The organism is Gammaproteobacteria bacterium, from assembly GCA_013151035.1.
Classification (GTDB): domain Bacteria; phylum Pseudomonadota; class Gammaproteobacteria; order JAADJB01; family JAADJB01; genus JAADJB01.
This window is the reverse complement of the sequence record JAADJB010000010.1, coordinates 46,212-69,181: the sequence shown is the minus strand read 5'-3', so window position 1 is coordinate 69,181 and position 22,970 is coordinate 46,212. Positions and strand designations below refer to the sequence as shown.

The window sequence follows — 22,970 nt, the reverse complement described above, 5'->3', positions numbered from 1 at the left end:
GTTAGTCAGATTTATACTCCATAAGCACCTGATCCAGTTCGGGCATTGCCCTTAGACGGGTAATCAACTCATCCGATGGATGCACCAACCAATCGCCACCCAACTGAAGACGTGCGGCCGCCTGTGTATTCTGGTAATCGACACAGATTCGACATTTCCCCTCACGATAGGGTTGCAACACCTCGACTAAGCGAGAGACAAAGGTAGCATCCATACTAATCGAGGTGAAAGAGAAAGAAAGACACTCAGCATAAATTTCCCGTGCCTCACTTAACTCCATAATCTGTTCTGCACTAACCTGATAATTACCACCTGAATAGTCATTTCGATCCAGTTTTCCACTGATGACCAGAATCTTGTCCCGTGCCAGAATTGCCTGGTATTGCTCATACATCTTGCTTTGAACCCGAACCTCGATACGCCCGCTACGATCATCCAGGGTCAAAAAGGCCAACCTACCCCGATTATTCTTTGGATTAATCACACGCATATCAATCACTAGACCGGCAACCAGAGCGATACTACCCTCCCGTGCGCCAGTCATCAGATCAACGATCCGTCCAGAGATGAATTGAGCCAGTTCATCCTGATAACAGGAAACAGGATGTCCCGTTAGATACAGCCCCAGGGTATCCCGCTCACCTTGCAGACGAATGGTTTCATCCCACTCATCAATCTCAAGCGTTTGTTCTTCTTCCTCAACAGTCTCATCCACATCACCACCACCAAACAGATCATTCTGACCTGCCAGATCATCCCGACTTCGTTGTTCAGCCAGGCGTAACGAGGAGGGTAATTGCTGCATCAAACTGGCACGATTGGGGCCAATACCATCCAGGGCACAAGCACGAATCAGGGCATCCAACACACGTCGATTTAATTTTTTCAGATCAACGCGCTGACATAAATCAAACAAACTACCAAACGACCCATTCTCCTCGCGTTCCTTGATCAAGCCTTCAATAGCCGCCTGACCCACACCCTTGATAGCACCCAGACCATAAATCACCTGATCCTTGTCGTCTGCTTTATTCACGGTAAATGCGTAGTAAGAACGATTAACATCCGGTGGTACCACGTCAATATCCATACTGGCACAATCATCAATCAGGGTGACCACCTTATCGGTATTATCCATATCCGCCGATAAGACTGCCGCCATGAATTCCGCCGGATAATGCGCCTTCATCCAGGCCGTTTGATAGGCAACCAGTGCATAGGCGGCAGAATGTGATTTATTAAAACCGTAACCGGCAAACTTTTCCATCAAATCGAAGATATAGGTGGCGACACTCTCTTCCACACCACGCGCCGTGGCACCCTCGGTAAAGATGGTGCGTTGTTTCGCCATCTCCGAGGCCTTCTTTTTACCCATGGCGCGGCGCAGAATATCCGCACCACCCAGGCTGTAGTTGGCGAGCACCTGGGCGATCTGCATCACCTGTTCCTGATACAGAATAACGCCGTAGGTTGGTTTTAATATATCTTCCAGATCAGGATGCGGATAAACAATCCTGGCACGACCATGTTTACGTTCAACAAAATCATCTACCATGCCTGATTGCAACGGCCCCGGTCGGAACAGAGCAACCAATGCCACAACATCCTCAAAATTATCCGGTTGCAGGCGGCGAATCAGATCCTTCATACCACTGGATTCAAGCTGGAATACCGCCGTCGTATTACACGCCTTTAACAGATCGAATGAGGCCTTGTCATCGGTCGGGATCAGATCGATATCAATGGCATCCAGCCCCTGCTCTGCACGTTGTCGATTAATTGTCTGTAACGCCCAGTCGATAATGGTCAGGGTACGCAGACCCAGAAAATCAAACTTGACCAGACCCACCGCCTCAACATCATCCTTATCAAACTGGCTGACAATACTAGTTGATCCCTGTTCACAGTATAATGGGGTAAAATCTGTAAGTTTAGACGGCGCAATAACGACACCACCGGCGTGTTTACCGGCATTCCTTGACAGACCTTCCAATGACTTTGCCAGGTCAATCAGTTCGCGCACCTCTTCCTCATCGTTGTACTTCTCAGCCAACTGAGGTTCCTGCTCCAGCGCCTTATCCAGTGTTATACCGATCTCAAATGGGATCAGCTTAGCGATGGTATCGACAAAACCATAGGGTTTCCCCAACACACGTCCTACATCACGCACCACTGCCTTAGCCGCCATTGAGCCATAGGTTATTATCTGGGACACCTTTTCCCGGCCATATGTTTGTGCCACATACTCAATCACACGATCTCGACCTTCCATACAGAAATCGATATCAAAATCTGGCATCGAGACACGCTCAGGGTTAAGGAAACGTTCAAACAAAAGATCAAATTCAAGTGGATCCAGATTGGTAATGGTCAACACATAGGCGACCAGCGAGCCCGCACCCGAGCCACGTCCTGGCCCAACCGGGATGGCATTGTTCTTTGCCCAGCGAATAAAATCAGCCACAATCAGGAAATAACCGGGGAAGCCCATCTCGATAATAACCCCAAGCTCAATCTCCAAGCGTTCATCATAAGGTTTACGCTGCTCTGTAAATCCCTCACTGGAAGGATCGAACAGGACAGCAAGCCGTTTTTCTAACCCGGCCCAGGCCTCGGCACGAAAGAACGCATCCATCGTCAAACCTTCCGGGACAGGAAAATCAGGCAGATAATTCTTGCCCAGAGTCAGTTCCAGATTACAACGCAGGGCAATCTCAACGGTGTTTTCAAGAGCTTCTGGCAGATCATCAAATAATGCCAGCATCTCCTCTTCACTGCGTAAATACTGCTGACTGGTGTAGTTATGTGGCCGATGGGTATCATCCAGAGTGCGTCCATCATGGATACAGACGCGAGCCTCATGTGCTTCAAAATCATCGACATGGATAAAGTGAACATCATTGGTCGCAACTACGGGTATCCGTTGTTGCCCCGCCAGTGTAACAGCGGCATGAATGTATTCTTCTTCATTGACTCGACCCGTGCGCTGTAGTTCAAGATAATAGGCATCAGGGAATAGTTGTTGCCATTTTTGCAACAAGTGCCCGGCGAGTTCCTGATTACCTGCCAGCAAGGCACGACCGACATCCCCTTCACGTCCACCGGAGAGCGCAATCAAGCCATCACTATTCCCGTCCTGTAGCCAGGCCTGCTCGATAATCGGGATGCCATTATGCTGTCCCTCAAGATAGGCGCGTGAAATCAGCTCGGAAAGGTGTATATAGCCACCACGATCCTTACACAACAACACCAACCGGTGGGGGTGCCTGATATCCTGCTCATTATGTAACCAGAGATCCACACCAATGATCGGCTTGATCCCCTTGTTGATACAGGCACGGTAATATTTAACCAACGCAAACAGATTATTTTGATCAGTTATCGCACAGGCAGGCATTCCCGTATCAGCAAGGGTGGCGACCAGATCAGGTATCCGCACCACACCATCAACAAGGGAATACTCTGAATGCAAACGTAAATGGATAAAACGAGGTTTCATGCGCGAATTTTCATGTATTGTCGCGTGATATTCAAGCAGATAATTTATTGTATACAAGACTTGCTATAAATCAGTAGAATAAGCACCTGAATAAATAGAAAATAAAAAATGGGGCTAGCAAACAAGGCAATGATTGAACGCATTTATCGTTTCTTCATGATCGAGGCGGGGGAACGTGAAAGGTTTTCACACTTTTTACTCATCTTCACGCTGTTAGGTTGCGGCATGTCACTGGGTCGTGGCTCGGCTGAGGCTATGTTTTTTAAACGCTTTGGTATCGAAAATCTACCTTATACCTATGTCCTGTTAGGCTTGGCTCTGTTCGTTGTATGCCTGATCTATGCCAGCATTGTTGACCGCATCAGTTCTGAAAAACTGCTCAAAAATATTATTAACATATTGCTTGCGGTATTACTTCTATGTTGGCTAGTCATATCATTCGCACCCCATGAGGGCATTTATCCGATTTATTACCTGTTGTATGAAATTACCTCCGAGATCATACTTATCCATAGCACACTCTATCTAAGTCAGAACCTTGATTCCCGACAAATCAAACGTCTAATCCCGATAATACTGGGGGGGATGCAGTTAGGTGCCATATTAGGCGGCTCTTTACTGGCCATTAGTGCCCAGTTTATTGCGGTAGAACATATCCTGCTGTTATGGGTCATAACACTCATTATCACCAGACAACAGGTACAGCGCTACCACACAAACCACGGTACATCGCCCTATTTCAGACCCTTGCGCAGAGGTCGTGGTGCCTTCAGTCAGGCACTGCAACAAATTAGTGAAGGGCTTTCATTTGCCCGTTACTCTACCTTGCTGAAATTCATCCTGCTGGCCCTGTTTTTTATGGTGATCAGTTTTTATATCCTGCACTATGCCAGCAATCGAATCTATATTGACTACTTCACAGATGAGGCTTCCCTGACCTCGTTTTATGGTGGACTCTCTGCCATTACCGGTATCATCGCCCTGTTCTTTCAGTTGTTTATCACCAACAAACTGATTCACCGCAAGGGTATTCGGCTAGTTAACCTAATATTTCCTGTCTTTATTACACTCAGTTTTTTACTGTTTAATTTCAGCTACGCCCTGCCCGCTGCCCTATTTGCCAGTTTCAGCAAGGACAGCATCATGCCCGGCTTCAGAAATCCGGTACACAATCTATTTTACAATGCGCTCCCTGCCCGCCTGCAGGGTCGATCAAGGGCATTGGGAACAGGGCTAATATTGCCTCTGGCACTAATCTGTGCGGGTCTTTTTCTGTACCTGACACAACAAGGTTTATCGGCACAGTCTTATTTAATTATTGGTCTGCTTACCTCCTCAGCCTATTTCCTGTTTGCCCTGAAAATGAATAAAAACTATGCCTCCGCACTAATTTCCAGTCTACGCAATAAACTCTTCATCCCGGATCGCGAGATTCATCAATTAAGTGATGATGATAGCAACAAGACCTTTGATATCCTGTGTCGAGCAACCCAGCATGCGGAACCGGACATCCGTTTTAGTGCAGCAATCAAGCTACTCAAAATTAACCCACAACGTGCCATCTCAACCGTTCTCGAATCCCTGACTGGCATGGATATGGCGCAACGTGATCAGTTGATTAAATATATGATGCCTTTACGGATAAAAACCATCCGCAAACAATTATGGTCCGAGATCAGAGATGGCGATGAACACCTGAGATCAACATCCCTGCGGGCATTATTTAACCTGAAAGATAACACTGCCAAATCAATGATTCGTTCATCCATACGCAGCAATAGTTCACGCATTCGTACTGCAGGAATCTTTGGTGCCTTGCACTACCCCATCGAATCATTGCAACAGACGGCCCTTGATGAGTGGAAAGAATTACTCGAAAGTGAGAATAAGCACGAGATCCTTGCCGGACTGGACCTGTTGACATTCTATCCACGCACAGAATTTAGCCAACAACTAAAAAGCCTGATCCTGGTTGATAATTATCGTATCCAGTTATTGTGTGTTAACGCACTATCACTGTGGCCAGAACATGAGATAGAGCCGTTTTTATTATCACTCCAGGGGCTTGCCCAACATTCCGCCCCGGAGATCCGTAAAATCACAATGACGATATTAGGTAAAATTAATGCCAATAGTAGTCGACAAATTGTAAGAGCGGCCTTCGAGGATGAACACCCGGATGTCCGTACGGCAGCAGTCAGCACCTTCTTCAGCCCCGCATACTGCAATATCAATATTGTCGACTGGCTATTAAGCTCACAGGCCTCACCTCGCGCTCAGTCATCGGTATTAAACACCTTGATACAAAGAGAACCCGAGCTTCCTGTTCTGCGCCGGATTGCCTATAAAAAAGCAAAGGATGCCGCCGCTTTCTTTGCCGCGAAACATACACTAACAAATACACACCCGAGTGACTATGCCACTCGCGTGCTGCAATTATTGCTGGATGAAAGAGCCTCACAATTACTCGACTTATCTCTCTATGCCGTCTCTCTTTGTGAAGATCCAACAGCTGTTGCAGTCATCCGCGCAGGTTTAATCAGCAATGACCAACAACACTACGCGAATGCACTGGAGGTGCTGGAGTGCTTTTCAGACCAGTCTTTAAGCCAACTATTGCTATCAATTCTAAATAATATGAAGCACGATAACAGTATGGACTCTAACAAAGAGCATCCTCTATTCACCAACCTGCATGATATCATTCAGTGGTGTCAGACATTTGATGACCCATGGTTATTTCATTGTGCAAACAAGATAAAGACCCAGGAGCCTGCAAGTCATGCCTGATATTATTGAGACCATTCCGGATTTATTCGAACGTGTTTTAATGCTTAAACGTTCCGCGGTATTCTCCGAGGTTAACACTGATACTCTGCGCATTGTCGCCAGAGAATTACTTGAAGAGACTTATATACCGGGTGAACGAGTATGTGATATCGATGATCAGGGCGACCAGATGTATATTATTGAATCCGGCAAGATTGGTATCTCAATCAATCCCGACCCTGCGATCAAAGATTTCCTCGCAATACTTGAGGCTGGTGAATGCTTCGGTGAAATGGGGATGCTGGATGATTTGCCACGTTCTGCCACCGCTCATGTCATTGAGAAATCGCATCTACTGGTTCTGGAAAAGGCCTGCCTGCGCGCCTTGATCTCCCGTTTTCCTGAACTGGCATTAGGTATACTACGAAGTATGAGTTTGCGTCTTAGAGAGGCAAACAAACTTATTAAGTCTTAAAGGGATCTATGGATTCACCCATGAACGCAACCTATAAATCACACATAACAATATTTTTTTTGCTGATTAGCCTACTATCAATAAACACAAACAGCCTTGCTGAGGATAACGATAAACATTATTCCCCTGTTGGTTTTTTTGATATTCATGTCTGCCACTGGCCCAATCGCCCTTTATTTCTGCTCACCCTTTTCTCGACTACTCATTATCAGGATATTGAATCCATCCAGGTCTATGCCCCTGATGATCGATTGCTGACAATAATTGGCATGGAACGATACAGAATTATCAAAGATAACAAACACGCCGATAAGCGTGTATTCATGAAGCAGGTAGAGCTATCTAAAAAGCCATTAAATGGCTGGTACAAGACACTCGTCACACTCAAAAACGGGGTTGTTGATGAGACTCGCGACTACGTTATTATCAAACGCATGGACAAACCGAAAGACCTGCAACCGGCTCATGGTACTGAGCTTACCGCTCCGGTTTCTCATCTCAGTTGGTCAGCGGTTGATGGAGCACTGTATTACCAGGTGTTTATCCGCGATTTATGGGATGAAGAACGATTGATATTCACATCAGACTTACTTGATAAACCCTATGCCGAATTGCCCTTTGGACTTATCCAGGCCGATGGTTGGTATGAATGGAAGGTGCACGCACGCGATGTTAATGAAGACCCGTTACTCGGCGATTTTAATCATGGTTCATTATCCTCTGTCCATCAATTTACAACGGCAAATCAGTAACCCTCCAAACAGCGCCTGACCGGTGCAAATGACCGACGATGTATTACAGTAACCCCAAGCACTTGCAAGGCCTGTAGGTGTTGTTTAGTAGGATAACCTTTATGGCTGGCAAAACCGTAACCCGGATATTTTTCATCCATTGCCACCATCTCATGATCACGTTCTACCTTGGCAATAATAGAAGCCGCACTGATACAGTTCACACGCGCATCCCCTTTTACCACTGTCTGTAACGGGCAATTCAACTCCGGTGCCTTATTACCATCAATCAGGGCATACTCCGCAACCACTGATAGACTATTCATCGCACGCTGCATGGCTAACAGGCTAGCCTGCAGTATATTGATGTCATCAATCTCCTCCACCTCAGCTCGTGCAATCGACCATGCCAGTGCTTTCTCCCTGATCTTGATATTCAACTGTTCCCGTCGTCGTTCAGTCAAACGCTTGGAATCATTGAGCCCGGCAATTGGATTATTCGGGTCAAGAATCACCGCAGCCGCAACCACCGGCCCCGCCAATGGCCCACGCCCGACCTCATCAACCCCGGCGACATGTAGCCCCTCTGGGTACTCAACGGGTTCAAATTCCATTGTAACTCTCCTTACTAAACACATAAAAAATGAACTGTGAAAATGGTGCGTGATACTCACCCTACTGATCAAGATGGTCAGCGGTTTCTTAACAGCTCAACAATTCTGTTAACTGCCGCCTCACTCGCATTATTACGCAAAGCCGCATGAATTCCTAAAAACACCTGCTGCAATTCAATGCGTCGTTGTGACGAATCAAGATAAGGCATTAATGCTTCAGCCAGCGTTTCCGCACACACCTCATCCTGAGTAATTTCCTGCACAATCATTCGACCTGCCAACAAATTGGGTAATGAATAAAAGTTTGTACGAATAAGCCGACGTGCCAGCCAATAAGTAAAAGGAGCCAGACGATAGGCAATCACCATCGGACGGCCAATCAACAAGCACTCCAGGGTTGCCGTCCCCGATGCAATCAATACCGCATCAGCTGCCGTCATCGCCAACTGTGATTGCCCATCAAGAAGAATAAAACGGGATTGATTTTCTGATCCCGATAATTTTTCCTGAAAACAACGGCGTGTCTTCTCATTAGTGAACGGCACCACAATTTTTAAATCAGGGTGATGTTGAATACAACACTCCGCAGCTGCAATAAAATCGGCTGCCAGCGCCTCAATTTCACTCATGCGACTACCCGGCAATAAAGCCAACACTTTCGCCTCGGAGTTGATTGATAATAATCTCTTTGCCTCATTCTGATCACTGGACTCAGGGATTTCATCAGCAAGTGGATGCCCGATAAAACAAGCGTCTACATTATGTTTACGGTAAAAATCCACCTCAAATGGGAACAGCGTTAGCATCAGATCAACACTGCGCGCAATTTTTTTAACGCGATATTGTCGCCATGCCCACACCGAGGGACTGACATAATGAACTGTGGGTATACCTATTGACTTCAAGCGACGTTCAAGCCCCAGATTAAAATCCGGCGCATCAATACCAATAAACACATCGGGGGGATTCATCTTAAAATACTGGAACAGTTTGCTACGGATAGAAAGTAATTGCGGCAAATGAGCCAATACCTCCACCAGCCCCATTACAGACAACTGTTCCATCGGGAATAGTGTTTTACAACCCGCCGCCATCATCTTTGGCCCGGCAATACCGGTGATCTCAGCATCAGGAAAACGCTGTTTCAAGGCTTTAACAAGCCCCGCACCTAAAAGATCACCTGATGCCTCTCCCGCAACCACACCTATACGCATCATAGAAAAAACACGACCATCCCCTACCTACACTCAAGAGAGATGAATCGCTCCTCCTTAACAGAGATCGTTGCCCGCATGGACGCGGGCATCGAGCCTACAGGGATGTATTTACGGCGTGTCTCTGTTAAGGAGAAGCGATTCATGTCTCGAACCTAACGAACAATACTTCGGGATGTTTTTTTCAAAAAACAAATAAGCTGCTGACTCTCATCACAAGATGCCTGCTGCTCCAACGCCTCAATAGCCTTATCCAGGTTCTGTTTGGAACGGTACAGAATCTTATAAGCCTGTTTTAATTCCGAAAGCACTTCAATCGATACCCCACTGCGTTTCAGCCCTTCACTATTCAAGCCATGAGTCCTTGCCGGATTACCTGATACCATCATATAGGGCGGCACATCCTTACCAATCGCCGTACCCATTGCAGTAAAGGCATATTCACCAATCGCACAAAACTGATGCACCAGGGTAAACCCACCCAGAATGACATGATCAGCAATAGTGACATGTCCCGCCAGGGTGGCATTATTTGCAAATATAGTCTGATTACCAATGATGCAATCATGGGCAATATGAACCGAGGTCATAATCCAGTTATCATCACCAATGCGTGTTACGCCCTCGTCCTGTATCGTGCCACGACTAATGGTGACATATTCACGAATGGTATTGCGATCACCAATCTCCAGGCGGGTGTTCTCTCCTGCATATTTTTTATCCTGCGGCTCATCACCAATAGATGAAAACTGAAAGATACGATTATCTCTGCCAATTCGGGTGGGCCCTTGAATGACAACATGCGGACCAACCCAGGTGCCATCACCCAGTTCAACATCAGCACCAATAACCGAAAAAGGGCCAATACTAACCCCCTCTCCGATTATTGCGGATGAATCAATAACCGCACGGGCATCAATCAAGCTTCGACTTCCCGTTCAGTACACATAAGATCCGCAGTCGTCACGATCTTACCTTCTACCGAGGCAATACCTTTGAATAACCAAATGCCACGTTTAACCTTGGTCACTGTAACGTCTAGATCCAGACGATCACCCGGTTCTACAATATTTTTGAACCGCACCTTATCGATACCCACCAGATAATACAGACTATTCTTGTCTGCATGCTTTTCCATGGTACGAAAGGCGAGTAAGCCTGTGGCTTGAGCCAGTGCCTCAATAATCAAGACCCCCGGCATAATAGGTTTTTGTGGAAAATGCCCGCTAAAGAAGGGTTCATTATAGGTTACATTTTTATAGCCTTTTAATGATTCATGGGGTACAAATTCCAGTACACGGTCGATTAATAAAAAAGGATAACGATGAGGAAGATGCTCCATAATCTCGTTAATATCCAATACCTTATCCATGCTATTTCACCTAATATGTTAATTAATTATTCAGACGACCTTTGCGTATCATTTTATCCAGTCGACGTAATCGTGCATTATTCCTTTGCCAGAGTTCCTTGCTTTGTACCGGCATACTGGATGAGTATTCTCCAGCCTGAGTAATGGATCGACTCACCAATGACATCGCCGTTACGGTAACGTGGTCAACAATCTCCAGATGTCCGAGTATACCCGCACCACCACCAATGCGGCAGTGTTTTCCTATGTGTGCACTACCTGCAATTCCGACACAACCCGCAATCGCGCTATGATCACCAATCACTACGTTATGAGCAACCTGAATTTGATTATCCAGTTTTACATCATCACCCAGGATAGTATCATCCAATGCGCCTCGATCTATCGTGGTATTAGCACCAATCTCAACATCATCACCAATAGACACCCCGCCAATCTGGGGAACCTTTAGCCAATGATCCTTATCCCATGCCAGACCAAAGCCATCTGCACCAATAACCACACCGGGGTGAATAATCGCCCGTACACCAATGCGAACATTCGAGCATATCGTCACATTCGCCACTAAGCGACTATTATCATCAATGCTGACATGATCGCTAATAACACAGGATGGGCCAATCTCAACACCCGCACCAATACGAACATTTGAACCAATAACACAGTTCGCCGCAATGCTGACATCGGCAGCAATATCAACGGACTCACCCATAATGGTTGACGCATGAACCCCGGCCGAACTCTTGCTGCGAGGATTAATTAATTCAACAACCCGGGCATAAGCCACATAGGGGTCTTTTACCACCAGTGCAGACACCGGACAATCTGCCAAAAACTCTTCTGATAATATAATGGCAGCAGCCTGGGTCTCTGCCAGCAGTGATTTATAATACGCATTGGATAAAAAACTAATATCCTTGCTTGTTGCCTGTTTCAGGCTTACCACCGATTCAATATCAACAGCCCCATCATCGGTATGCAATTCAGCACCAATCGCCTGAGCTAATTCAGAAAGAATCAAAGTCATTTCCCCGAAGTTTACTTACGTACCTTAAAATCCTTTTCCAGCGCCTTGAGCACCTGATCGGTAATATTAATTTGTTTACTGGCATAAAAGACACCATCCCCAACGATCAAATCGAATTTATTACCCTCAGCAAAATCAACGACCGTCTCATACAGGTTTTTCTGTAAGCGGGATAATACGTCATTACGTCGCAGAGTAAGATCCTCACGAAATTCTTCACCCGCACGTTTTAATTCACGTTTACTGGTCAATATACCCCGCTCAAGTTTAGCACGCTCAGACTCACCCATTACCGCACCATCTCGCGCCAACTGGTCTTCCATTTCCTTCAGGCTTCTTTGCAGGGAAACCAGTTCTTTCTCTCTCGGACTAAACTCATTTTCCATCTTGCTTTGAGCAACCTTGACCTGCGGTGCCTGTTCCATAAGACGCGCAAAATCAACATAGCCAATACGGGTATCAGCCGATACCAAATGCGTACTTAACAGAAAGGCAGCAATAACCAATAAACTTTTATTAAATATTTTCATTAGATCTCCTTAATATAACTAATCAAAGGTTCCTTAAATTAAAATGCGGAACCCATGGTAAACTGGAACACCTGCACATTATCACCCGGTTTATCATTCAAAGGGTTGGCAAAACTAAATTGCAATGCTCCCATTGGTGATAACCAAATCGCAGAAAGTCCGGTAGAATAACGTATTTCCCCCGCATCAAAAGAACTCACATCCTTATACACATTACCCGCATCCAGAAACGCACTTACACGAAAGGATCTAACCTCGGGGAAAAATGGAATAGGAAATATCAGTTCTGCATTACCCACAACCTTGAAGCTACCGCCATAAGGGGTTGCACCCCAACCAGGAGCCGGTGTGTTTTTGGGGCCCAGTGAATAATCCTGAAAACCACGCACCGAACGCACACCACCGGCATAAAAGTTCTTGATAAAGGGCATGTTATCGAAGGTTCCATAACCATTACCAACGCCGACATCACCATTCAATGACAGCGTAATGTCATTGGTTACTGGCACATAAAGCAGGTGACGGTAAGTCATTTTATAATACTGCAAGCCTATACCTGGCACCGTAAACTCCGCACTAGCCCGTTGTAACATACCGCGTGAAGCAAAGATACGACGATTACGGGTATCATGCGCCCAACTGGCATTTAAACGGAAGGTGTTGAATAGGCCGCCATGTTTGGCAATAAAACCAGTAACCTCCAGAGGTGAACCGCTACCCGCTATAACCTCCAGATTTTCAAAGCTCATATCAAGGTTGATTCGATCATATTCATTAATGGGTAGACCAAAACTGACGTTGCCACCCATACTGTTAGTGGTATAGGCTGATAGCGATATAGTGCTAAGATTAGTCTCTCTCAAATAAGCACCAAACCCTCGACTAACACCATCAACCGTATAATAGGGATTTAAGTAGGAGAAACTATAAACGGTATTGTATTGACTATTGTTAAATTCGAAGCCCACCCGTTTACCGCTACCGAGGAAATTATTCTGACTCACACTAGCATTAAGTAGAAAACCTGCCGATTGCGAGAAACCAAAGCCCAAGGATAGATTGCCAGAAGAACGTTCAGACACGGTATAGTTTACATCCACTTCATCGGTTGCACCCGGAACCGCAGGCATCTCAACGCTGACACTATCAAAATACCCCAAACGATCAATTCGAACCTTGGATCGTTCCACCTTATCTGCCGAAAACCAGGCCCCTTCCATCTGTCTGAGTTCGCGTCTTAGCACCTCATCCCGAGTACGGGTATTGCCCTGCATATTAATTCGACGCACATAAACACGCTTACCTGGATCGATAAACAGGGTGACCGCTATTTCTGCCTTATCATCATCCATTTCAGGTATCGTATTAACATTGGCAAAGGCATAACCCTTAGTACCCAGAAACGCACTGATTTTCTCAATACTTTTAGCAATATTACTACGTGAAAAAACATCCCCTTCATTGATCAGAACATAGGGGAAAAGCTCTTCTGCATGAACCACCAACTCTCCCGCCAACGTAACACTACTAATATGGTACTTAGCACCTTCCTTTATATTAATAGTGACATAGATATCGCGTTTATCCGGTGATATTGTTACCTGTGTTGAGGTGACACTGAATTTCACATAACCACGATTCAGATAATAGGAGCGCAGTGTCTCGATATCAGCAGCCAGTTTCTGTTTTGAATAATCATCGACATCTGTCAGGAAGGAAAAAGTTGTTGGCTCACTTAATTCAAAATTGTCCTGTAATACTTCATCATTAAAGGCCGTATTACCAATAATATTAATATGTTTTATCTTGGCAGCCTGACCTTCCACCACCTCAATATGAATACTCACTCGATTACGCTCCAGAGGTGTTACGGTGCTCTCAATCTTAACTGCGTACTTGCCCTGACTGAAATATTGCTGGCGCATTTCCTGTTCAACCCGTTCCAGCATTGCGCGTTTGAACACACGACCTTCAGCAAAACCAACCTCTTTCAAAGATGACAGTAAGGCCTCTGTATCAATATCATCATTACCATTAAGACTAATCGCTGATATTGCCGGGCGTTCACGCACCACCACCACCAGCACTCCGCCATCTCTTTCTAAGCTGACATCCTTGAAAAACCCAGTGCGAAATAATGATCGTACTGCCTCTTTGGATGAATCCGCATTAAAGTAGTCATTGACCCGTATCGGTAAATAGGTGAAAACAGTACCTACCGATATTCTTTGCAGCCCTTCAACACGAATATCCTTAACCACAAAATTGCCAACAGCCCAGACCTTCATGCTTATTGCCAACAACAATATAAAAACCAATGATATTCGACCCCTCACTGGGACAATACTACAAAATCCGGTATTCATAAAAAATCTCTATTAATTAACTAAAACAATCGTTGCAGATCATTATATACAGCCAGCCCCATCAACAACAGCAACAGGGATATTCCCAGTTGTTGCCCCCAGGCCTGAATTGAATCAGATACCGGGCTCCCCTTAACCATCTCGATAAGATTATAAAGCAAATGACCACCATCCAGCACAGGTATTGGCAATAAATTTAATATCCCCAAACTGAGACTGATAATAGCCAAAAAGGAAAGAAAACTACTCAATCCTCTATCTGCACTTTTACCCGCATAACGAGCAATCGTGATCGGACCACTGATATTCTTTAATGAGGCCTGCCCCATCAGCATCTGCCCGAAAGTTCTTAATGTCAGACTGCTCATTATCCAGGTCTTTTTCAATGCCATAGGAAAGGCCTCTAACACAGGATAACGCACCATCTCGATCATCTCGTTATACAGATTATCAGGCACATCAACATAGGCTCCAATCCGACCTTGTGTCTGTTCGCCATCAATGATTGATTCTGGTATCAGATTAATATTCAGTTGTTGACCATTTCGTTCAATCACAACATCCATCTGTTGCCCGGGATGTGTCTTGATCTCATCGACAAACCCGGACCAATCGTCAATAGTCTTACCGTTCGCCTGCACAACCAGATCACCACTTTTTAGTCCTGCCTTTTCTGCCGCACCTGCTGCCACAACATCACGTATTAGCGCAGGAAGCGTCGGCGACCAGGGCTCCAGCCCGATTGATTCCAGCAGATCCGTCTTATCCAGAATCGAGTTTATTTGAGTGAAATCCAGAGACACCTGTCGCAAGCCATTATTTTTATCCAGCAAATCAACGATTAAGCGTTCTTTTTCAATACCCGCATCCAGTAACAACGGGATCAATGTATCCCATATCCTTATTTCCCGTCCATTAACGGAAACAATTTCATCACCGGCAGTCATTCCAGCCTGTGCTGCAATGGTATCGGGATGCACCTCACCAATAACCGGACGCAAACCAGACACCCCGATGATATACATCGCCCAATATAACAACACCGCAAACAACAAATTAAAGATTGGACCCGCAGCAACAATGGCCATTCTGGATGACAATGGCTTGCGATTAAAGGCATATTTCAGATCGGCACTGGAGACCTCACCTTCACGTTCATCCAGCATCTTGACATAGCCACCTAATGGGATTGCAGCCAACACCAACTCTGTCTCGCCCCCATAGATTTTTTTACGCCATAACGGCTGGCCAAAACCCACCGAAAAGCGTAAAACACGTACCCCTGCTTTTCTTGCCACCCAGAAATGACCAAATTCATGCACCGTAATCAACAGGCCAATAGCAACAACAAAAGAAAGTATTGAAAAAAGAATATCCATTAGTGTTATCTTTTACCGCCAATATATTGTTCAACATAGTTTCTTGCCAGACGATCATCATCAAGGATTTGATCAAGATCGGATGCCGCATGAACCTCACAGGCACCCATTGCTGCATCAACCATATCTGCAATTGCCAGAAAGCTGATGCGTTCCGATAAAAAGGCATCCACTGCCAGTTCATTAGCAGCATTTAATATTGCCGGTGCAGTACCCCCGGCATTCCATGCATCATGTGCCAATTGCAAACAGCGGAAACGCTCAAAATCCGGCTTCTCAAAATTCAGCATAGCCAGCTTGGGCAGATCAAGTGGCTCAACGCCGGAATGAATACGCTCAGGCCAGGACAAGGCATTCGCAATCGGCGTACGCATATCAGGATTACCTAATTGAGCCAATACCGAGCCATCATCATAATCAACCATTGAATGAATAACGCTTTGGGGATGGATAATAATATCGATATCATCGACTCCCATACCAAATAGCCAACAGGCCTCGATCAGTTCCAGACCTTTATTCATCATAGTGGCTGAATCAACCGAAATCTTTCGACCCATCTCCCAGTTAGGATGGGCACAGGCCTGATCCGGGGTAATATCGCGCAGCTCATCCAGTGCATAGGTACGAAAAGGTCCACCAGAGGCCGTCAGTAGTATCCGCCGCACCCCTGCTGCCCGGTTACCCACAATATAATCCGCAGGCATACACTGAAAAATCGCATTGTGTTCACTATCAACAGGTAATAATTGAGCACCAGACTGCTGTGCGGCTTCGATAAACAGGTGCCCCGACATCACCAATGCCTCTTTGTTTGCCAATAGAACACGCTTACCGTGTTTTACCGCCTCAAGTGTTGGCAACAAACCTGCCGCACCAACAATAGCGGATACCACGACATCCACATCATCCAGCACAGTAACCTCAAGCAATGCCTGACGACCAATCAACACCTCAGTAGTGAGACCTGCTGCGTTAATCCGTTGTCTGAATAGTTCACCACAGCGTTCATCTGCAAGCACAGCATAATGTGGTTGAAAATGCTGACAGATTAAAAACAGCCCTTCCACATCGCGATTAGCGGTCACAGCAATGAGCTGATAGGAATCACTGTGCTGCCGCAAAACATCCAGTGTACTGCCACCAATTGAACCTGTTGCTCCCAATAGGCAAACACCTTGCCGGGAGCTTCCCGTTGCGTTAACCATCATGCACCAATCCAGTAGAGACCCAACAGATAAACAGGGGCAGCCGCCGTTAGACTATCAATACGATCCAGCACACCGCCATGTCCGGGGAAAATGTTACCGCTATCCTTGATATTCTGGTGCCGTTTTAACAAGCTCTCAAACAAGTCACCAATAACGGAGGCAATAATCACAAACAGGGCTAACAAGACAAACTGTAGCAATCGCTCATTCTCCCAACCAAGGATGGTTGCAGAAACCAGTGCCACCAGCAGACCGGAGAAACAGCCCCCCCAGAAACCTTCCCAGGTTTTTTTAGGACTCACTTGCGGTGCCAGTTTATGACGTCCCCATTGTCGACCTGAAAAATAGGCACCACTATCGGTTGCCCATATCACGATGAGCAAGGTCAATAATAAACTCGGACCATTGGCTGGCATGGCATGAATTAATAAGACACTAAGCCAGCAACTGCTCAGGATTAGAAGGCCCAACAGGGACTTGATCATAACCCATTTAGCGGAGGTCTCTCTGCCGATATGAACCGCACCCAACCAGAAAATCGACAGCGCCCAAAAGAGACTAGCCAGCATAGGAAACCCGGTTGAAATCAGGCTATTTTGCATGAAATACCCTACTGCCATTAACAATAAAAGCATGAGCAACAGATAACACAGCCGTGCTGAGTGACTGTTTAACGGGATAAGGCGACTCCACTCCCACGCTCCGATAAAGACGAATGGCGCAAACAAAAAGGCTAACCACAAGGAGGGTAGCCCCAGAACACCCCAGACAACCAATGGAATAAGAATAAAAGCGGTAATGATCCGCTGTTTAAGCACCTTTTGCGCTCTCCACCTGATCACCCGTTTGCCCAAAACGACGTTGCCTACCCGCAAAGGATATCAGTGCATCATTAAAACAGGCCTCATCAAAATCTGGCCACAGGGTATCGGTAAAATAGAGTTCGGTATAGGCTAGTTGCCATAACAGAAAATTACTGATGCGTTGTTCTCCACCGGTGCGTATAAAAAGATCCGGCTCGGGTAATTGAGGACCGCTTAACTCTGCGACAAAGGCCTCTTCATCAATCCCCTGCATTGTAATCTCACCATCCAGTGCCTTTTTTACCAATTTACGTGTGGCATCCAGGATATCCCAACGCCCTCCATAATTAGCAGCAATGGTCAGATGCATACCTTTATTATCAGCGGTTAATTGTTCGGTTGAATCCATCATGTCACGCATCTTTGCGCTAAATTGGCTACGTTCCCCGATAAAATGAATACGCACTTGTTTTTTATGCAATTCATCAATTTCCTTACGCAATGTCGATATAAAAAGGTCCATCAACATTTCAACTTCTTTACGCGGCCTGCGCCAGTTTTCGCTACTAAAGGCAAATAAGGTTAATGCCTCAATACCACAGTCGCGACTGGCAGTAATAATCTGCTTAACAACCTTCACCCCTTCCCTGTGACCGAATGGACGCGGTAGATGACGAGCCTTTGCCCAGCGACCATTGCCATCCATAATGATCGCAACATGCCGTGGCATATCGGCAACAATCGGGGTCTGTTTTTGTTTAAAAAAGTCCAGTGACATGGTGATAGCGTTAATCAAATTTCCATTAATTCTTTTTCTTTTTCTTCCAACACCTTTTCAACCTGCTTAATTGCAGTATTTGTCAGTTGTTGAACGGCCTCATGTGCATGATGATCATCATCCTCCGAGATATCTTTTTCCTTAAGCAGGGATTTAAAATCACTATTCGCATCTCGACGAATATTACGAATAGCCACACGGGCACCCTCGGCCTCGCCTCTTACCACTCGAATCATGTCCTTACGACGTTCTTCTGTTAATGCCGGTAACGGGATACGAATAACCGTTCCTACAGAAGAAGGATTCAAGCCCAGGTCCGAACGCATAATCGCCTTCTCTATAGCCTGCACCATTGGTTTTTCCCAGGGAGTTACCGATAAGGTTCTTGAATCCTCAACAGCAACATTGGCGACCTGACTCAAGGGCACATTACTGCCATAATACTCAACCTGAATATGATCGAGCAGACTGGTATGTGCTCGACCGGTTCTAATTTTTTGCAGATCATTACGCAAGGCAGCAAGGCTCTTTTGCATACGATCTCCGGCATCTGTTTTAATCTCATCTATCATGAATCATCTCCACACTCGACCAAGGTGCCCACATCTTCACCATTGACAACACGCTTCAAATTACCCTTCTCATGAATATCAAATACACGTAACGGCATAGCATGATCGCGACATAACACAATGGCTGTCGTATCCATCACCTTAAGATTACGGGTAATGGCCTCATCATAACTCAGACGGGTATAGCGCGTTGCAGTGGGGTCGATCTTTGGGTCACTACTATAAATACCATCGACCTGGGTTCCTTTACACATCAAGTCGGCACCAATCTCAATAGCGCGTAAACTGGCAGCAGAATCTGTGGTAAAGAAGGGGTTGCCAGTACCCGCAGAAAAAATCACTACCCGATTCTTGTTGAGATGACGCACCGCATCATCACGTCGATAGGTTTCGCAAACCGAGCCAATGGGAAAAGCGGACATAACCCGTGCATCAATCCCGATGCGTCGGAAAGCATCACCCATGGCAATAGCATTCATTACCGTCGCCAGCATACCCATATGATCACCTGCCACACGATCCATTCCTGCTGCGGCTAATTGTTCACCACGAAAGATATTTCCACCACCAATAACCAGACCAACCTGCACGCCATCATCGACCAACTGTTTAATCTCACTGGTAAATGCTGCCAGCACCTGAGGATCAATACCGGAATCCAGTGTGCCACTCAGAGCCTCACCGCTCAGTTTTAACAGAATACGCTGATACATATTGTCTTTATTACTCATAAACACCTTTTTATTGTATGTTATCAACTAACTACGCACATTATTTATACTGCAGATATACAATGGGGCCGCATAGCGACCCCATTGTATTACAGATTTAATAACGAATCTTGTCTTTATTCGCCCCTGACCTGAGCCATCACCTCTTCGGCAAAGTTTTCTTCCTTTTTCTCGATACCCTCACCTAATTCGATACGATTAAAAGCAAGCATAGTTGCCCCGGCCTTCTCCAGTAATTGACCCACGGTTACATCAGGATCCTTAACAAAGGGTTGCCCCAGCAAGGTAATCTCGGCAAGGAACTTCTTGATCCGACCTTCAACCATCTTCTCGATGATATTATCAGGCTTACCACTCTCGGCAGCCTGAGCCACCAGGATAGCCTTCTCTTTATCAAGAACGGCCGGATCAACATCCTTCTCTGAAATAAATGCCGGATTACTGGCCGCAATATGCATGGCAACATCACGTGCCAGATCTTCGTCACCGCCCTCAACCTCCGCCAGCACACCAATGCGGACACCATGCAGATAATCAGCAATATTGGCAGAAGATGAAATCCTGGCAAAGCGACGTACATTAATGTTCTCACCCAGCTTGGCGATCAGTTCTTTACGATCATTTTCCAGGTCATCACCATCGGCAGACATCAATGCTGCAACATCATCAGTTAAAGCAGCAAGCGCCTTTTCAGCAACCTTGTTCGCAAAGGTCTGAAACTCTTCTTTCTTGGCAACAAAATCTGTCTCGGAATTCACTTCAACAATAACAGCACCCTTGCCATCATCACTCTTTTTCATAACGATAAGACCTTCAGCAGCCACGCGCCCTGCCTTCTTGTCGGCCTTGGCCAGCCCCGTCTTACGCAGCGACTCGATGGCAGTATCCACATCCCCATCAGCCTCAACTAGTGCCTTTTTGCACTCCATCATGCCTGAACCGGTGCGTTGACGCAGTTCTTTTACTTGTGCAGCAGTAATTGCCATTACAATAATTCCTCTTACAACATTAAATTAAATCGAGATTAGGAAGCATCCTGATTTTCTGCAGGTTTTGCAGCATCTTCTGTAGGTGCAGCAGGTTCAGGTGCCGCCGGTGCAGGTGCTACAACCTCATCAGCAACAGCAGATTCATCCACTTCCATGAAGTCATCACCGCTATCCACTACCGCAGTAACGCTCGCTGAACGTGCATCCAGTACTGCATCAGCGATGCCACTGACATACAGCTGAATAGAACGAATCGCATCATCATTGCCGGGAATAACGTAATCGATATAATCAGGTTTGTTATTGGTATCCACAACACCTATAACCGGTATCTGGAGTTTACGTGCCTCAGCAATAGCAATATTCTCATAACCCACATCAATAACAAACATTGCATCAGGGATGCCCTTCATGTTCTTGATACCACCAAGACTCAGATTCAACTTCGCCATCTCGCGTTGCAACATCAAGCCTTCTTTCTTGTTAGCTACCTCGAAATTACCGGTCTCGGACATCTTTTCAAGATCTTTCAGACGATTGATAGACTGACGTACCGTCTTATAATTGGTCAACATACCGCCCAACCAGCGATGGTTAACATAAGGCATACCACAACGTTCTGCCTCTTCACGAATCACATTACGTGCGGCACGTTTAGTGCCTACGAAAAGAACAGTGCCACCCTTAGCGGCCAGCTTACCAATAAAATTGGCAGCATCCTTATATAAAGGAAGGGTCTTTTCCAGGTTGATGATATGAATTTTGCTACGTTCGCCAAAGATATAAGGTGCCATCTTTGGGTTCCAGAAACGGGTCTGATGGCCGAAATGCACACCAGCTTCCAACATTTGACGCATGGTCATGTTTGACATAAAAATACTCCAGTATTTAGGGTTAATCCTCATGCACCTGATAGAGTCAACCCGGACAATGCCAAGGCACCCAACTCTACATTTTTTGGTGCATGTTTGAAATAAAAGCAGATAACAAGGGGTTATCAACCTTAACAAGCCGCACTTTATACCATAAAATAGCCCCATCAACAACAATTATCGCCAATACGGGACCCATAAATCAATGAGTATCACTTTGAAAACTGAAGAAGAAATTGAAAAAATGCGTGTAGCCGGGCGGCTTGCCGCTGATGTATTAAGCATGCTCCGACCCCATGTTAAGGCCGGTATCACCACCGATCGACTGGATCAAATCTGCCATCAATACATCACCGAGGTGCAACAGGCCATCCCGGCCCCGCTTGATTATCATGGTTTCCCCAAATCAATATGCACCTCCCTCAATCATCAGGTCTGTCATGGCATACCCGGTGAACGACAATTAAAAAATGGTGATATTGTTAATATTGATATCACCGTTATCAAGGATGAGTATCATGGTGATACCAGCATGATGTTTGTGATCGGGGAACCCTCAGTGCTTGCTAAACGGCTCATCAAGATCAGCCATGAATGCATGGTTAAAGGGATACAAATCGTTAAACCAGGGATACGCATGGGTGACATCGGACACGCCATTCAAAGCCATGCCGAAAAGAACAATTTCTCTATCGTACGAGAGTATTGCGGTCATGGTATCGGCAAGGTTTTTCATGAGGCCCCTCAGGTACTCCATTATGGTATCCCCGGTGAAGGTCTATGGATAGAAGCCGGTATGACATTCACCATCGAACCGATGGTGAATGCCGGTAAGCGCAACATCAAACTCCTCAATGATGGCTGGACGGTAGTGACCAAAGATCATAGCCTGTCAGCACAATGGGAACACACTCTGGTGGTTACCGATGATGGCTGTGAGGTATTGACACTAGCTGAAGGTCACAACCTGGAAGATCTGATCATTTAACAGAGAACAGTGGAATTTAATATGACAGCTAAAAATTTATCGGCCAATGA

At 45.8% G+C, this 22,970-nt stretch carries 20 protein-coding genes; 4 read left to right on the top strand and 16 right to left on the bottom strand.

Annotated features, from left to right (window positions below):
• Window position 1: 1 nt before the first annotated feature.
• Complete coding sequence (dnaE, locus tag GXP22_02155; GenBank protein NOX08289.1) at window positions 2–3,499, bottom strand: DNA polymerase III subunit alpha; 3,498 nt, start codon at window positions 3,497–3,499, stop codon at window positions 2–4.
• A 108-nt stretch (window positions 3,500–3,607) separates the two neighbouring features.
• Here dnaE and GXP22_02150 point away from each other — a divergent pair, with 108 nt between their 5' ends.
• The 3 genes from GXP22_02150 to GXP22_02140 are packed head-to-tail and all read left to right on the top strand — an operon-like array spanning window position 3,608 to window position 7,495.
• Window positions 3,608–6,289: a hypothetical protein gene (locus GXP22_02150; GenBank protein ID NOX08288.1), complete on the top strand. Its 2,682-nt coding sequence runs from the start codon at window positions 3,608–3,610 to the stop codon at window positions 6,287–6,289.
• Entirely contained in the window at window positions 6,282–6,743 is a 462-nt protein-coding gene (locus GXP22_02145; protein ID NOX08287.1) for a cyclic nucleotide-binding domain-containing protein, read from the top strand. The genes GXP22_02150 and GXP22_02145 overlap by 8 nt, the downstream gene beginning before the upstream one ends.
• A 20-nt stretch (window positions 6,744–6,763) precedes the next feature.
• Entirely contained in the window at window positions 6,764–7,495 is a 732-nt protein-coding gene (locus GXP22_02140; protein ID NOX08286.1) for a hypothetical protein, read from the top strand.
• On the opposite strand, the gene rnhB is transcribed toward GXP22_02140, so the two are convergent.
• The 15 genes from rnhB to rpsB form a co-directional block, all read right to left on the bottom strand.
• The gene (gene rnhB / locus GXP22_02135) at window positions 7,489–8,088 is read right to left on the bottom strand and encodes a ribonuclease HII (GenBank protein ID NOX08285.1); all 600 of its coding nucleotides are present in this window, start codon (window positions 8,086–8,088) and stop codon (window positions 7,489–7,491) included. The genes GXP22_02140 and rnhB overlap by 7 nt on opposite strands.
• A 77-nt stretch (window positions 8,089–8,165) precedes the next feature.
• On the bottom strand, window positions 8,166–9,305 hold the full coding sequence (lpxB, locus tag GXP22_02130) for a lipid-A-disaccharide synthase (protein NOX08284.1): 1,140 nt from the start codon (window positions 9,303–9,305) through the stop codon (window positions 8,166–8,168).
• 152 nt (window positions 9,306–9,457) lie between these two features.
• Window positions 9,458–10,225 carry an acyl-ACP--UDP-N-acetylglucosamine O-acyltransferase gene (gene lpxA / locus GXP22_02125; GenBank protein NOX08283.1) on the bottom strand — a complete coding sequence of 256 codons (768 nt, stop codon included), beginning with the start codon at window positions 10,223–10,225 and terminating at the stop codon, window positions 9,458–9,460.
• Window positions 10,222–10,674, bottom strand: a complete 453-nt coding sequence (fabZ, locus tag GXP22_02120) for a 3-hydroxyacyl-ACP dehydratase FabZ (protein ID NOX08282.1) — start codon at window positions 10,672–10,674, stop codon at window positions 10,222–10,224. Before fabZ ends, lpxA begins: the two co-directional genes overlap by 4 nt.
• Before the next feature lie 22 nt (window positions 10,675–10,696).
• On the bottom strand, window positions 10,697–11,701 hold the full coding sequence (gene lpxD, locus GXP22_02115; protein NOX08281.1) for a UDP-3-O-(3-hydroxymyristoyl)glucosamine N-acyltransferase: 1,005 nt from the start codon (window positions 11,699–11,701) through the stop codon (window positions 10,697–10,699).
• A gap of 11 nt (window positions 11,702–11,712) precedes the next feature.
• Window positions 11,713–12,231, bottom strand: a complete 519-nt coding sequence (locus tag GXP22_02110; GenBank protein ID NOX08280.1) for an OmpH family outer membrane protein — start codon at window positions 12,229–12,231, stop codon at window positions 11,713–11,715.
• Window positions 12,232–12,269: 38 nt separating this feature from the next.
• Complete coding sequence (gene bamA, locus GXP22_02105) at window positions 12,270–14,597, bottom strand: outer membrane protein assembly factor BamA (protein NOX08279.1); 2,328 nt, start codon at window positions 14,595–14,597, stop codon at window positions 12,270–12,272.
• A 20-nt stretch (window positions 14,598–14,617) separates the two neighbouring features.
• Entirely contained in the window at window positions 14,618–15,976 is a 1,359-nt protein-coding gene (gene rseP, locus GXP22_02100) for an RIP metalloprotease RseP (GenBank protein NOX08278.1), read from the bottom strand.
• 5 nt (window positions 15,977–15,981) lie between these two features.
• Window positions 15,982–17,184, bottom strand: coding sequence for a 1-deoxy-D-xylulose-5-phosphate reductoisomerase (locus tag GXP22_02095; GenBank protein NOX08277.1), 1,203 nt, complete (start codon window positions 17,182–17,184; stop codon window positions 15,982–15,984).
• On the bottom strand, window positions 17,184–18,005 hold the full coding sequence (locus tag GXP22_02090; protein NOX08276.1) for a phosphatidate cytidylyltransferase: 822 nt from the start codon (window positions 18,003–18,005) through the stop codon (window positions 17,184–17,186). Before GXP22_02090 ends, GXP22_02095 begins: the two co-directional genes overlap by 1 nt.
• A complete protein-coding gene (gene uppS / locus GXP22_02085) occupies window positions 17,998–18,720 on the bottom strand; it encodes a di-trans,poly-cis-decaprenylcistransferase (protein NOX08275.1) in 723 nt (240 codons plus the stop codon). Before uppS ends, GXP22_02090 begins: the two co-directional genes overlap by 8 nt.
• Window positions 18,721–18,782: 62 nt before the next feature.
• Window positions 18,783–19,340: a ribosome recycling factor gene (frr, locus tag GXP22_02080; GenBank protein ID NOX08274.1), complete on the bottom strand. Its 558-nt coding sequence runs from the start codon at window positions 19,338–19,340 to the stop codon at window positions 18,783–18,785.
• Window positions 19,337–20,071, bottom strand: a complete 735-nt coding sequence (gene pyrH / locus GXP22_02075) for a UMP kinase (protein ID NOX08273.1) — start codon at window positions 20,069–20,071, stop codon at window positions 19,337–19,339. The genes frr and pyrH overlap by 4 nt, the downstream gene beginning before the upstream one ends.
• A 116-nt stretch (window positions 20,072–20,187) precedes the next feature.
• Window positions 20,188–21,057: an elongation factor Ts gene (locus tag GXP22_02070; protein ID NOX08272.1), complete on the bottom strand. Its 870-nt coding sequence runs from the start codon at window positions 21,055–21,057 to the stop codon at window positions 20,188–20,190.
• A 38-nt stretch (window positions 21,058–21,095) separates the two neighbouring features.
• Window positions 21,096–21,932 (bottom strand): 30S ribosomal protein S2, encoded by an 837-nt coding sequence (gene rpsB / locus GXP22_02065; protein NOX08271.1) that lies wholly within the window; start codon window positions 21,930–21,932, stop codon window positions 21,096–21,098.
• Window positions 21,933–22,137: 205 nt separating this feature from the next.
• Between rpsB and map the strand changes: the two genes are divergently transcribed.
• Window positions 22,138–22,920, top strand: a complete 783-nt coding sequence (gene map / locus GXP22_02060) for a type I methionyl aminopeptidase (protein ID NOX08270.1) — start codon at window positions 22,138–22,140, stop codon at window positions 22,918–22,920.
• The last annotated feature ends 50 nt before the right edge of the window (window positions 22,921–22,970 follow it).